Genomic DNA, 12,278 nt, shown 5'->3' on the forward strand with positions numbered 1-12,278 from the left:
CGTTTGCGCGCCGACATGCTGCATGCTGGGCTCTTCAGCAGGCCGAGGGTTCCAGGTTACGGAGCAGCGCATGACTACCACCTTCCCTGATATCTCCATCAGCACGGAGCGGTTGGTGCTGCGCCCGTTCGAGGACGCCGACGTCTCCGCGTACGCGGAGATGATGAACGACGAGATGGTCACCGCCTGGACCTCAGCGCCCCAGCCCTACACCGAGGACGACGCCCGCGACTGGATCACCCGCGTCGCGCCCGCCGAGCGCACCGAGGGCCGCGGAATCGCCCTGGCCGTCACGGAGTTCCTCACCCAGCGCCTGGTCGGCATCGTGCAACTGCGTGACACGGACTGGCGCGTGCGCTCCAGCGAACTCAACTACGTCGTCGCCCCCTGGGCCCGCGGTGAGGGCTACGCGTCGGAGGCGGCGCTCGCCACCGCCCAGTGGCTCTTCAACGACCAGCGCTTCGAACGCATCGAGCTGCGCACCGCCGCCGACAACACAGCCGCCCAGCAGGTCGCGCAGAAGATCGGCTGCATCAGCGAGGGAGTCCTGCGGGGCGCCTGGATAGCGCGTACGAGGAACGGCGGGGATCCCTTCGGCGGCTGGATCGACGTCCGGACCGACCTCATCGTGTGGAGCCTGCTCCCCGAGGATCTGGAAGGAGTCGGCGAGCAGCTCGCGGACAGCGGGTTCAGCGCCTTCTCCGACTGGAACTGACCGCCGGAGCGGCACAGAGGTTCACCAGGTACGCTCGCCCCTGGCGGCACGCGGTTGCCCCCTGCACAGGACGCCCGGCCCCCTCATACGACCCGCGAGACCCAGGAGACAGACGAAGATGGCCGACCGCGTCACGGTGATCGGCTGGGACGGTTCGCCGCTGACCGCCGCCGCGCGCTCGGCGCTCGGCGCCGCCACCCTCGTCGCAGGCGCCGCCCACCACCTGACGCTCGCCGAAGTGCCACCGACCGCGGAACGGATCCGCCTGGGCAGCGTGAGCCTGGCCGCCCGCCGCATCGCCGCCCACCGCGGCACCGCCGTGGTCCTGGCCGACGGCGACCCCGGCTTCTTCGGCGTCGTCCGCACGCTGCGCGCCCCCGAATTCGGCCTGGAGGTCGAAGTCGTGCCCGCCGTCTCGTCCGTCGCCCAGGCCTTCGCCCGCGCCGGGATGCCCTGGGACGACGCCCAGGTCGTGGTCGCCCACCCCCGCACGCTGCGCCGTGCTGTGAACGTCTGCCGCGCGCACCCCAAGGTCGCCGTCCTCACCTCGCCCGGCGCGGGCCCGGCCGAGCTCGGCCTGCTCCTCCAGGACGTGCACCGCACCTTCGTGATCTGCGAGGAGCTCGGCACCGAGCGCGAACAGGTCACCGTCCTCACCTCGGACAAGGCCGCCGACCACACCTGGCGCGACCCGAACGTCGTCATCGTCATCGGCGGCCCGGTCGCCGCGTCCGACACCGGCTGGATCGCGGGTCGCGACCCGGGCACCCCGCGCGGCTGGGCGCTGCCCGCCCCCGCCTACGGCGGCGAGGCCGGGCTCGGCGAGGGCGAGAGCGACCGCCTGCGGGCCGCCCAACTCGCCCGCACCGGCCCGCGCGTGGGTGACCTGGTCTGGGACATCGGCTGCGGCAGCGGCGCCTTCACCGCGGAGGCGGCACGCTTCGGCGCCGCCGTCATCGCCGTCGACGCCGACCCCGACGCCTGCGCCCGCACCACGGCCGTGGCCCGCCATTTCGGCGTCCAGCCGCAGATCCTGCACGGCACGGCGCCGCACATCCTCGAAGACCTTCCCGAGCCCGACGTCGTACGGATCGGGGGCGGGGGCGCCGAGGTGGTCTCCGCCGTCGCCGACCGGCGCCCGGCGCGCATCGTGACGCACGCGTCGACCCGTGACGCGGCCGAACTCATCGGCAGGGGTCTGACGGAGCACGGATACGCGGTCGAATGCGCGCTGCTCCAATCCGTCGAACTCGACACGCGCGCGTGGACGGAGCGGGAGCGGACCGTGGTCTTCCTGCTCTCCGGACAGTTGCCCGATCGCGCCCCGTGACCCTGCTGCCGCACGGTGCGGGGTAGGCTGGCGGATTGTTGTACCGCATCCGAGTGTCCGGCAAATAGTTGGTCAATGTCCGGAAAGCTCGCCCGTTTTGGGGGGTGTGTGGTACGGCACGACCGGAGGGCGCGCAACGTGGCGCAGCCCACAGCGGACCGTTGCGGATCAAGCCGCCGTGGCGGCAGGCCGACCGGGACAATGCCTGTTGTCCGTACGCGGTTCGTGCCGCGCGGCGCGCACGCTCGTTGAGGATGACGGGCGGTTGGTGCGCCGCTCCGGGCAATGGGGCTTCCCCGGCCGAAGGCTGAGGGGCGGTCGAAGAAGCACTAACCGATGGGCGAGGGGTTACGCATGACCGACACCGGCCAGGTCCCGGGCGAGGGACTGCCGGAGAACGCAGGCATGGTGGAGCAGCCGGGCGTCCCCGCCCCGGGTGCGTACACCTACCTCGACCCCTCCGAGAATCCCGCCGTGAGCGTCGCCCCCGCAGACGATGACGACCTGTTGCTGATGCCGGGTGCCCAGGGCGCCTGGAGCGAGCCGCAGTCGGCCCAGCCGCAGCCGGGGGTCCAGCCAGGGGCCGCTCAGCATGCGGGTGTGGCGCAGGGTGTCGGTCAGCAGAGTGTCGGACAGCAGGGCTTGGGTCAGCAGGGCTTGGGTCAGCAGGGCTTGGGTCAGGCTGTGGGGGACCCGTCTGTGGCGATCCAGTACGCCGCCGGACAGCCCGTGGCCGGTCAGCCTGTGGTCGCCCCCGCTATGGCGGACCAGTCCGTGACGGAACAGTCCGTGGTGGACCAGCCCTTGGCCGATCAGCCCGTCGGTGGCCAGTCCGCCGGCCAGTCTGTCGGCGGTCAGCACGCGGCAGGGCAGGCGCCGGATGATCAGTCGGTGGGCGGTCAGGCGGGCGGTCAGCCCCTGGTCGGCCAGCACGCCGCGGCCCCGCAGTCGTTCGCCCCGGAGTCGGTCGCCCCGCAGTCGGTCGGGCAGCCGCAGGCCACGCACCAGCCGGGCCCGCACGAGACGGGCGGCCGCGACAGCGGCTCGGTCGACCTGAACGGCGTCCATCTGCCGGGTGCGTCCACCCCGGCGCCCGCGTCGCACCCCGGCCCCGCACGCCGCCCGCTCCACCGGGGCCCTTCAGGTCCCGCCGTGCCCGACGGCTCGGGGAGCCCCGTACGGTCCCTCGCCGACCGCGGCCCGGCCGGGGCGCCGCAGCACGCCGCGCCCGCGCGACACGCGGGGCCGCCCACGGTGGGGCCCGAGTACCTCGACATCCCGCGTGACGAGGAAGGGATGCTGCCGGGGCAGCAGCTCGGTGAGAACGTGCCGCAGGGCGCGACGCCGTGGACGTCGCAGCCACAGCACTCCCAGCCGTCGCAGCCGTCGATGAACTCCCAGCCGTCGCAGAGCTCCCAGACCCCGCATGCCGCGGAGGCCGTGCAGACCGCGCAGTCCGCGCAGTCCGCCGCACCAGCAGAAACGGTCGTCCCGGACGACACTCCCGTTGCTCCCGCCACTTCTGTCACAGAGGACACGTCGGGCGCATCCGACGCGCAGGAGGCGCACGACTCGCAGCACGCGGTGGTACCCGAGGCTCCGCAGCCCGCCGCCGAGACGCCCGCTGCCGCCTTCCCGCAGGCCGCGGATGCCGCCGACGCCGCGATCGAGCAAGGCGCCGAGGCCGACGAACAGTTCGCCCACGCCGTCGCCGAAGCAGGCCGGCCCGCGTTCGTCGAGGGCGCCGAGCAGCCGTCTGCCGTGGATCCGTCTGCCGTGGACCCGTCCGCGCCCGCACCGGAAGCGAGCCAGGAGCCCGCGCAGAGCTCCGGTCAGCCGCAGTTCGCCATGGCCGGGGCGCAGCCCTGGTCGGACGCGCCGCTCGCGGGCACGGGGCACACGGCCCAGGGCCCGCACATCCCGCAGGCTCCGCAGTACGTTGAGGCGCCCGTGGCCCGGATGCCTCAGGGCGAGGTGCCTCCGGGCGACCCGCACCAGCCCTTCGCGGCACCCCAGTCGCCCGCGCCCCTCGGCCAGTTCGTGCCGGTGGAGGGCTCGGTGCCGACCACGCCTCACCTGGCACCGACGCCGCCGCACGTCATGTCCGTACCTCCGGAGTACGTCGAGGCCTCGCAGCCGGGGACCCCCGAGGCGCAGCCGGAGCCCACCGAGGCCGAGGCCGCCCCTCCGGCAGCCGACCTCCCGCAGACTCCGGTCACCCCGGAAGCCGCCGAGGTCCCCGAGCCCCCGGTGGCCCAGGAGCCCTCGACCCTTCTCGAAGCCGCCGAGCCCGCTTCCCCGCAGCCCGCGGTCACCGTGCCCGCGCCGCGTGACGGCGGAGAGCCCGCGGCGGCAACTCCCGTCCCGGAGCCGGCACCGGACACAGCACCGGGGACGGCACCGGGGACGGCAGAGGAGCCCGTGGCCGCGGCGCCGGAACCGACGGAGGTGGCAGCCGAAGCCGCCCCTCTCGAAGTGGCCGACGCACCCGCCGAAGCGGAGACAGCGCCGGCGCCGGCGCCCGAGGCCCCCGAGCCCGTGGCCGTCGTCGAAGCCGGGCCCACCGGGGTGGCCGAGGCCGCCGACCCGGCGGGAGCAGCGGACGAGGCCGTGCCCTCTGAGCCGGTCCAACAGCCGGAGGCCGTCAAGCAGCCGGAGCCGGCCCAGCAGTCGGAGGCGCCCGCCGCCCCCGCCTACGACGACGCCGAGCGCGAGGCCGTGCTGCGTGTCATGCGCGAACGCCGCGACATCCGCAACGGCTTCCGCAGCGACGCCATCCCGCACGAGGTACTGCTCCGCGTCCTGGAAGCGGCCCACACGGCACCTTCCGTGGGCCACTCCCAGCCCTGGGACTTCGTCGTCATCCGCTCGGCGGAGACCCGGCGCACGATGCACGAGCTGGCCATGCGCCAGAAGGACGCGTACGCCAAGTCGCTGCCCAAGGGCCGCGCGAAACAGTTCAAGGAACTGAAGATCGAGGCGATCCTCGACACCCCGGTGAACATCGTCGTCACCGCCGACCCGACCCGCGGCGGCCGCCACACCCTCGGCCGTCACACACAGCCGCAGATGGCTCCGTACTCCTCGGCCCTCGCCGTCGAGAACCTCTGGCTCGCGGCGCGCGCCGAGGGCCTCGGCGTCGGCTGGGTCAGCTTCTTCGACGAACGCGAGATGGTCAGAACCCTCGGCCTGCCCGAGCACCTCGAAGTGGTGGCCTATCTCTGTGTCGGATACGTCGACGAGTTCCCTGAGGAGCCCGAGCTGATGCAGGCAGGCTGGTCCAAGCGCCGCCCGCTCTCCTGGGTGGTCCACGAGGAGACGTACGGCCGCCGCGCCCTGCCCGGCGAGGACCCGAGCGACCTCCTCGCGGAGACTGTCTCCAACATCCGCCCGCTGGACGCGAAGGCGCTCGGTGAGGCGTGGGAGCGGCAGAAGCGCATGACGAAGCCGCCGGGCGCGCTCGGCATGCTGGAGATCATCTCCGCGCAGCTGTCCGGGCTTTCCCGGCAGTGCCCGCCGCCGATCCCGGAGCCCGCGGCCGTCGCGATCTTCGCGGGCGACCACGGTGTGCACGCTCAGGGCGTCACCGCCTGGCCCCAGGAGGTGACCGCGCAGATGGTCGCCAACTTCCTCGGCGGCGGCGCGGTCTGCAACGCCTTCGCCAACCAGGTGGGCGCCGAGGTCTGCGTCATCGACGTGGGCGTGGCGAGTGAACTCCCGGCCACCCCCGGCCTGTTGCCCCGCAAGATCCGCGCGGGCACGGCCGACATGACGACTGGTCCTGCCCTGAGCCGCGAGGAGGTCAAGGCGGCCGTCGAGGTGGGCATCGAGACCGCCCGCGACCTGGTGGCGGCGGGCAACAAGGCCCTGCTCACCGGCGAGATGGGCATCGCGAACACCACGGCGTCCGCGGCCCTCATCTCCGTCTACACGGACACGGACCCGGGCGAGGTGACCGGCCGTGGCACCGGCATCAACGACGAGATGCACAGCCGCAAGGTCGATGTCGTGCGCCGCGCCCTCGAACTGCACAAGACCGACCCCGCCGACCCGATCGGCGTCCTCGCGGCGATCGGCGGTCTGGAGCACGCGGCGATGGTGGGACTGCTGCTCGGCGGCGCCTCTCTCCGTACGCCCGTGATCCTGGACGGAGTGAGCGCCGGTGCGGCGGCCCTGGTCGCCCGCGCCATCGCCCCCGAGGTCCTCGCGGCCTGCATCGCGGGCCACCGCAGCGCGGAGCCGGGCCACGTGGCCGCGCTCAACAAGCTGGGCCTGCGCCCGTTGGTCGACCTCGACCTGCGCCTCGGCGAGGGCACAGGCGCCCTCCTCGCCCTCCCGGTGGTGCAGAGCGCGGCCCGCGCGATGCACGAGGTGGCCACGTTCGACTCGGCCGGGGTGACGGAGAAGTAGCCGCAGACGAGGCTCCGGGGGGCCGAGCCCCCACGAGGCGGAGCCGCACCTTGATACAGCAGGGAAGGGGCGGGGCTGGGGGAGAGACCCCGCCCCGCCCCAGCCATACTGAACCCGCACGTCAAAGCAGTAGCGCAGCCGCCCCACCGTCGTAGCGGCACCCGCAAAGCCCCGCGCCCCGCACGAGGAGCCTCCCGCCATGGCAGAAAGCCCCGCCTACCCCGTAGGCCTCCGCCTCACCGCCCGACGCACGGTCGTGCTCGGCGGCGGCCAGGTGGCTCAGCGCCGCCTCCCCGCCCTGATCGCCGCGGGCGCCGACATCCTCCTCGTATCGCCGACGGCGACGCCCTCCGTGGAGGCGATGGCGGACGCGGGCGAGATCACCTGGGAGCGCCGCCGCTACGAGACCGGCGACCTCAAGGACGCCTGGTACGCCCTCATCGCCACCAGCGACACCGAGGCCAACACGGCGGCCTCCGCGGAAGCCGAGGCCCACCGCGTCTGGTGTGTCCGCTCGGACGACGCCGACGCGGCCACCGCCCTGACCCCCGCGACCGGCCGCTCCGAAGGCGTCACGGTCGCCGTCCTCACCACCGACATCCACGGCCGCGATCCCCGCCGCACCGCGGCCATCCGCGACGCGGTCGTCGAAGGCCTGCGCGACGGCACGCTCGTGGCGCCCCACCACCGCACCCGCACCCCCGGCGTCGCCCTGGTCGGCGGCGGCCCCGGCGACCCGGACCTCATCACGGTCCGCGGCCGTCGCCTCCTCGCCGAGGCGGACGTGGTCATCGCCGACCGGCTCGGCCCCCGCGACCTGCTCGACGAACTGCCGCCACACGTCGAGGTGATCGACGCCGCGAAGATCCCGTACGGCCGTTTCATGGCCCAGGAGGCCATCAACAACGCCCTCATCGAGCACGCGAAGCAGGGCAAGTCGGTTGTCCGTCTCAAGGGCGGTGACCCCTTCGTCTTCGGGCGCGGCATGGAAGAGGCCCAGGCGCTGGCCGAAGCGGGCATCTCCTGCACCGTGGTGCCCGGCATCTCCAGCTCGATCTCGGTGCCCGGTGCCGCCGGCATCCCCGTCACGCACCGCGGCGTCGCCCACGAGTTCACGGTGGTCAGCGGCCACGTGGCGCCGGACGACGAGCGCTCCCTGGTCGACTGGGCGTCCCTGGCCAAGCTGCGCGGCACGCTCGTCGTCCTGATGGGCGTGGACAAGATCGGCAGGATCGCCGAGACGCTCACCGCGCACGGCCGGTCGCCCGAGACGCCCGTCGCCCTGATCCAGGAGGGCACCACAGCGGCCCAGCGACGCGTGGACGCCACGCTGGCGACCGTCGCAGCCGAGGTCGCCGCCCACGAGGTGAAGCCGCCGGCCGTCATCGTCATCGGCGACGTGGTGAACGTGGGCCCCGACCGCCACGCGTAACCCCTTCGAACCCCCGCGTAACCTCTCGGAACCCCCGCGTAACCATCGGTAACCCAACCCGCCCCGAGGCGTTGGCACCACACCCAGGACAAGGCAGTATCACCCTGTGGCTGATCTCATCTCCATTGACGACCCCGCCGACCCGCGCCTGCGCGACTACACGGGCCTGACCGACGTCGAACTGCGCCGCAAGCGCGAGCCCGCCGAGGGCCTCTTCATCGCCGAAGGCGAGAAGGTGATCAGGCGTGCCAAGCAGGCGGGTTACGAGATGCGGTCGATGCTGCTCTCCGCCAAGTGGGTCGACGTCATGCGGGACGTCATCGACGAGGTCCCGGCCCCCGTGTACGCGGTCAACCCCGACCTGGCCGAGCAGGTCACCGGCTACCACGTGCACCGCGGTGCCCTCGCCTCGATGCAGCGCAAGCCGCTGCCGACGTCGGACGAACTCCTGACCAGGGCGCGCCGCGTCGTCGTCATGGAGTCGGTGAACGACCACACCAACATCGGGGCGATCTTCCGCAGCGCCGCGGCCCTCGGCATGGACGCGGTCCTGCTCTCACCGGACTGCGCCGACCCGCTCTACCGCCGCTCGGTGAAGGTCTCCATGGGCGCGGTCTTCTCCGTCCCCTACGCCCGCCTCGAATCCTGGCCCAAGGGCCTTGAGGGTGTGCGGGAAGCGGGCTTCAACCTCCTCGCGCTCACCCCGGACGAGAAGGCGAAGACCCTGGACGAGGCGGCCCCGCACCGTATGGACCGGGTAGCGCTGATGCTCGGGGCGGAGGGCGAGGGCCTCACCACGAAGGCGCTGATGGCAGCCGACGAGTGGGTGCGCATCCCGATGGCCCACGGCGTCGACTCCCTGAACGTGGGAGCGGCGGCCGCCGTCGCGTTCTACGCCGTGGCGACGGGCCGCCCTCAGCTCTGAGAGCCCGGCCCCGGATCCTGCCGCTGGCTCTGCTGTACGTCGCGCACATCGTGCACGCCGCTGCCGCCGAGCCCGCGTGCGGGCCCCTGGCACCCCTGGGCCGCCGCGATCCCCAGAGCCACGAGCAGCGTCACGACCACGAACACGAACAGCCGCTGGCGCAGCAGCCGTGGATTGGCGGGCCGCCGCGCGCCGCCGGAGCGCGTCGTGTTCCGGGACTGCGCGGGACGTGAGCCGGACCGCGAGGAACTGGACCCGCCTCGCGACGGATCAGGCCGTGAGGAACCCGTGCGTGAGGGCCCGGAGCGCGCGGAACCGGTCCGCGAGGAACCCGGCCGTGACGATCCGGTCCGCGGCGGGGGAGTGCCCTGCGACTGGCGCCGCTGGGTGCGCTGATCCGCGTACTCCTCGGCCATCCGCCCCGTCGGGCGGTCCTGGTCCTGCCGGGGCGCGGGCGGCCGCGGCTCGGTCAGGCCCTGTGCCTCACGGGCCGCGATCTCCTTGAGCCTGAGCGACAGTTGGAGCGTGCTGGGACGTTCCTCAGGGTCCTTGGCGAGGCAGGCCCGGATGAGCGGGGCGAGCGCGTCGGGGACCCCGCCGAGCTGCGCCTCCTCGTGGACGACGCGGTAGAGCATGACCTCTGAACTGCCGTGCCCGAAGGGCGAGTCCGCCATCCCCGCGTACGCCAGTGTGGCGCCGAGGGCGAACACGTCCGTGGCGGGTGTGACGGCGGCGCCGCGCACCTGCTCGGGCGCGAGGAATCCGGGTGACCCGACGGCGGTGCCCACGTGGGTCAGTGTCGAGGCGCCGGTGGCCCAGGCGATACCGAAGTCGATGATCCGCGGTCCCTTCGGGGACAGCAGAATGTTCGACGGCTTCAGGTCCCGGTGCACGACACCCGCTTCGTGCACGGCTACGAGCCCTTCGGCGAGCGCCGAACCGACCACCGCCACATCGGCCGCGGAGAGCGGCCCCTCGGCGGCGACCTTGTCGTGCAGGGAGGGCCCGGGAACGTACTGCGTGGCGAACCACGGCCGGTCGGCGTCCAGATCGGCCGCGACGAGCCGCGCGGTGCAGCCGCCGCGGATGCGCCGGGCCGCCGAGACCTCGCGCGCGAAGCGCGAGCGGAACTCCTCGTCCTCCGCCAGATCGGGCCGGATCACCTTCAGGGCTACGCGCTGCCCCCGCCGGTCCGACCCCAGGTAGACGACACCCATGCCGCCGGCGCCCAGCCGCCTGTGCAGTCTGAACGAGCCGACGACACGCGGGTCCTCGCGCCGGAGCCGCATCATCGCCATGTCCATCCCCGCTGCCCGGTCCGTTGTCGTGCCACAGCTTACGTTTCCGCGGCCGGGCAGGTGCAGAGGCCGCGCCCTCGCGGCCCGACCGATTGTCAGTGCCGGGTGGGAAACCTGAGGAGTGGTCAGGGGTACGGGGGCGGGCGGCCGTTGTGCGGGGGCTCGACCCCAACCATCCATCGCTGAAGGGGGATTGATCCCGTGAAGGGTGATCGCGTGGAGCTGGTCGTGGACGCCGGGGACACGAGACGGACGTACGAGGTGGTGGCGAGCCGGGCGGGCCGCCGGGTGGAGACAGCGGTCCGCAGGGGGGTGGTCGAAGTGAGCGAAGTCACCCTGGGGCCCCCTCCGCGCCCTTCAGGCAGTGGGGGAGGGTCCGTCGTGCGGACCGGGCGGTTCAAGGCGACCCGCGTCCTGGCTCTGGTCGAGCGGCCCGCCCCCAGGGAGGACACATCGGAGCAGGCAGCCCGCCCCCTCCGGGAAGACCCTGAGACCTAGGACCCCGTCTCCACCCATGGGAGTACATGACCGACGATCGGTCATCCTCCGGGAGGCCCGGCAATCGGTACGAGGGCATGACGACCCAGGCCTCCGACACACCTAGATTTGAGGTCAAGCGGCGGGTGCAGCACTCGTCCCCCGAGGTCAGACACCCGCCGCTCTCAAGTTCATACAGACTCGGTCAGGAGAGGAACCATGGCGGACACGGCACCGCGGGCAATGATCCGCACGCAGGGACGTAAGGCCTTCGCCACGTTCGGCGTCCGCCCGTCCGGTACGCGCCACCCCCTGGTGGCGACGGCCATGGTTCTCCCCCTGGCGGCCCTGCTGGTGGTCGTCTTCGGCGGCTGGGAAGCAGTGGTCACACAGGCGTCGTCCGTGGGCGTGATGCTGGGGCGCTGAGCGGCGTTCCAGGCCCGGATGAGCGGTCCGGGCGGGGACATCCGGCCAGGAAACCCCGTGGGGACGGGGGTGCGGCGGACGGCACGAGAAATGCCCGCGCAGCTGGGGAGCTGCGCGGGCACTTCTTTTGCGCGGGGGGGGGGGGGCTCTGCGGGGATCTCCTGGGCGCCGTCAATCACCGGCTGCGCCGAGCTCTTCCTCAAACGCCGGACGGGCTCGATATCCAGCCCGCGTACGCTCACGGGGAGCACCGATCGTCGCACCCCGGGGGACCCGTGACCGCCCTGCTGCCCGCGCTGACCGCCAAGGTCCGCGCCACGGCCCACCGCACCCCGCGGACCTGCGCCTGCGCCCCCGAAGCCGTCCTCGCGGAGCGGGACGACGCCACCGTCGTCCGGCACGGGGACACCGTCGCCAAGGCGCACGCCCCCGGCACGGACCCCGGCGAGCTCACGGCCCGCCTGAAGGTCGCCGCCGCCCTCCGCGGCACTCTCCTGCCTCCCCTCGGCGAGACGGCGATCCCGCTCCACGGCCGCCTCGTCACCTTCTGGGAGGCCGGCACCCCGGTGGACCGCGAGGACCCCGACGCCGCCCCCTGGGAAGCCGCCGCCACGCTCCTCGCCCGGCTGCACGCCACACCCCCGGCCGAACTCCCGCACCCGCTCCCCGACATGCGCGGCCCCACGAAGGCCGCCCGTGCGATGACGCGGATGCGGGCCGCGGGACCGCACCCCGCCGCCGCCCCGGTCGAGCGAGCCTGGGCCACGCTCCCCGCCTGGGCCCGCGCCGAGGCTCCCGCGCCTCTCCCCAAGCTCCTGTGCCACGGTGACCTGCACCTGGGCCAGCTGGTCCGCACGACCGAAGGACGCTGGCTGCTCATCGACGTCGACGACCTCGGCCTCGGTGACCCGGCCTGGGACCTGGCCCGCCCCGCCGCCTGGTACGCGTGCGGCCTCCTCGCCCCGGACGAGTGGACCCGCTTCCTCACGGCCTACCGCGCGGCACGCGGACCGGCGGTTCCGGCCGAGGGCGCGGACCCCTGGCCCGCCCTCGACGTAGCGGCCCGCGCCCTCACCGCGCAGACCGGCGCCCTGGCCGTGGCCAAGTCCGTCAAGGAGAACCGACCCCTGGACGAGATCGAGCAGGCAGTGGTCGACGCCTGTGATCGAATGGCCGCCGTCCCGCCGGAGTTGGCTCCCACCCCCACGAAGTAGGGTGCAACGCACCGAAGCCGGGCAGAGATCCGGCGAAGCAGTCACGACCGG

The 12,278-nt window shown here is 73.3% G+C and carries 9 protein-coding genes; 8 read left to right on the forward strand and 1 reads right to left on the reverse strand.

The window, feature by feature from the left end; all coding sequences use genetic code 11:
- The first annotated feature begins 70 nt into the window (after nt 1–70).
- The 5 genes from ACZ5WE_RS15565 to ACZ5WE_RS15585 all read left to right on the forward strand — a co-directional run bounded on the left by ACZ5WE_RS15565 (nt 71) and on the right by ACZ5WE_RS15585 (nt 8,812).
- Nucleotides 71–715: a GNAT family N-acetyltransferase gene (locus tag ACZ5WE_RS15565; RefSeq protein WP_399391828.1), complete on the forward strand. Its 645-nt coding sequence runs from the start codon at nt 71–73 to the stop codon at nt 713–715.
- Between the two features lie 118 nt (nt 716–833).
- Nucleotides 834–2,045 (forward strand): precorrin-6y C5,15-methyltransferase (decarboxylating) subunit CbiE, encoded by a 1,212-nt coding sequence (gene cbiE, locus ACZ5WE_RS15570; RefSeq protein ID WP_467686548.1) that lies wholly within the window; start codon nt 834–836, stop codon nt 2,043–2,045.
- A gap of 354 nt (nt 2,046–2,399) precedes the next feature.
- On the forward strand, nt 2,400–6,455 hold the full coding sequence (gene cobT / locus ACZ5WE_RS15575; protein WP_467686546.1) for a nicotinate-nucleotide--dimethylbenzimidazole phosphoribosyltransferase: 4,056 nt from the start codon (nt 2,400–2,402) through the stop codon (nt 6,453–6,455).
- Nucleotides 6,456–6,654: 199 nt separating this feature from the next.
- Nucleotides 6,655–7,887 carry a uroporphyrinogen-III C-methyltransferase gene (gene cobA, locus ACZ5WE_RS15580; RefSeq protein WP_467686544.1) on the forward strand — a complete coding sequence of 411 codons (1,233 nt, stop codon included), beginning with the start codon at nt 6,655–6,657 and terminating at the stop codon, nt 7,885–7,887.
- 106 nt (nt 7,888–7,993) lie between these two features.
- Nucleotides 7,994–8,812 (forward strand): TrmH family RNA methyltransferase, encoded by an 819-nt coding sequence (locus tag ACZ5WE_RS15585; RefSeq protein ID WP_399391820.1) that lies wholly within the window; start codon nt 7,994–7,996, stop codon nt 8,810–8,812.
- On the opposite strand, the gene ACZ5WE_RS15590 is transcribed toward ACZ5WE_RS15585, so the two are convergent.
- Nucleotides 8,803–10,116: a serine/threonine-protein kinase gene (locus tag ACZ5WE_RS15590; RefSeq protein WP_467686542.1), complete on the reverse strand. Its 1,314-nt coding sequence runs from the start codon at nt 10,114–10,116 to the stop codon at nt 8,803–8,805. The two genes, ACZ5WE_RS15585 and ACZ5WE_RS15590, sit on opposite strands and share 10 nt — an antisense overlap.
- A gap of 195 nt (nt 10,117–10,311) precedes the next feature.
- Here ACZ5WE_RS15590 and ACZ5WE_RS15595 point away from each other — a divergent pair, with 195 nt between their 5' ends.
- The 3 genes from ACZ5WE_RS15595 (at nt 10,312) to ACZ5WE_RS15605 (ending at nt 12,227) form a co-directional block, all read left to right on the forward strand.
- Nucleotides 10,312–10,608: a hypothetical protein gene (locus ACZ5WE_RS15595; RefSeq protein ID WP_467686540.1), complete on the forward strand. Its 297-nt coding sequence runs from the start codon at nt 10,312–10,314 to the stop codon at nt 10,606–10,608.
- Between the two features lie 198 nt (nt 10,609–10,806).
- Nucleotides 10,807–11,013, forward strand: a complete 207-nt coding sequence (locus ACZ5WE_RS15600) for a hypothetical protein (protein WP_160503827.1) — start codon at nt 10,807–10,809, stop codon at nt 11,011–11,013.
- Between the two features lie 275 nt (nt 11,014–11,288).
- Nucleotides 11,289–12,227 (forward strand): aminoglycoside phosphotransferase family protein, encoded by a 939-nt coding sequence (locus ACZ5WE_RS15605; protein ID WP_467686538.1) that lies wholly within the window; start codon nt 11,289–11,291, stop codon nt 12,225–12,227.
- Nucleotides 12,228–12,278 lie beyond the last annotated feature (51 nt).

The organism is Streptomyces sp. NPDC033180, assembly GCF_055577645.1.

Excerpts from the sequence above, each read along its gene's own strand:
- ACZ5WE_RS15565 (WP_399391828.1), top strand. The coding sequence starts at position 71 with ATGACTACCACCTTCCCTGATATCTCCATCAGCACGGAGCGGTTGGTG.
- cbiE (WP_467686548.1), top strand. The coding sequence starts at position 834 with ATGGCCGACCGCGTCACGGTGATCGGCTGGGACGGTTCGCCGCTGACC.
- cobT (WP_467686546.1), top strand. The coding sequence starts at position 2,400 with ATGACCGACACCGGCCAGGTCCCGGGCGAGGGACTGCCGGAGAACGCA.
- cobA (WP_467686544.1), top strand. The coding sequence starts at position 6,655 with ATGGCAGAAAGCCCCGCCTACCCCGTAGGCCTCCGCCTCACCGCCCGA.
- ACZ5WE_RS15590 (WP_467686542.1), bottom strand. The coding sequence starts at position 10,116 with ATGGACATGGCGATGATGCGGCTCCGGCGCGAGGACCCGCGTGTCGTC.
- ACZ5WE_RS15600 (WP_160503827.1), top strand. The coding sequence starts at position 10,807 with ATGGCGGACACGGCACCGCGGGCAATGATCCGCACGCAGGGACGTAAG.